The organism is Treponema sp. R80B11-R83G3 (assembly GCF_054786115.1).
Map to the genome: position 1 here is coordinate 1 of NZ_BDHF01000492.1, position 461 is coordinate 461.

The 461-nt window shown below is 39.5% G+C and carries 1 protein-coding gene; it reads right to left on the reverse strand.

Annotated elements, in window-relative coordinates; translation table 11 throughout:
* Positions 1-38: 38 nt before the first annotated feature.
* Positions 39-461: prolipoprotein diacylglyceryl transferase family protein (locus ACYVRH_RS14620; protein ID WP_461257591.1), on the reverse strand; the 423-nt coding region annotated here is incomplete at its 5' end.

Here is a 461-nt window from a genome sequence, read left to right on the forward strand (position 1 = left end):
GTTTTATAGTACCGAAAATGAAATTTTTATTCAAGTGGCTATTTCAGTTTCTTTCGCAATTTACGGCGTTTATTGCGTTCTTTCGCGGCTTCATCCTTATCAGTATTTGTAAGAGGTTTTTCATCATCTTCACTGTACACATAAGTAACCTCTTTATTTGGCAGCCGCGAAGCGATAATTAGCCAAACAGCGCCAAAAAGGATCATTATAAAACAGAGAATCTGCCCTGTTGAGAAACTAAGCAGGGGATGGGCATAAGCGGTAGGAAGCGTACTTTTTACAAATTCTATACGGTATCCAAGGTCGGCATCCGGTTCGCGGAAATATTCGATAATGAAACGGAAAAAGCCGTAACCAATAAAATACAGTCCAATCAGGAACCCTTTAAAGGGTTTTCGTTTGCGGAAAAGCCAAATAATCGTCCAAAGGACAATTCCCTCAAAAAACGCTTCGTATAATTG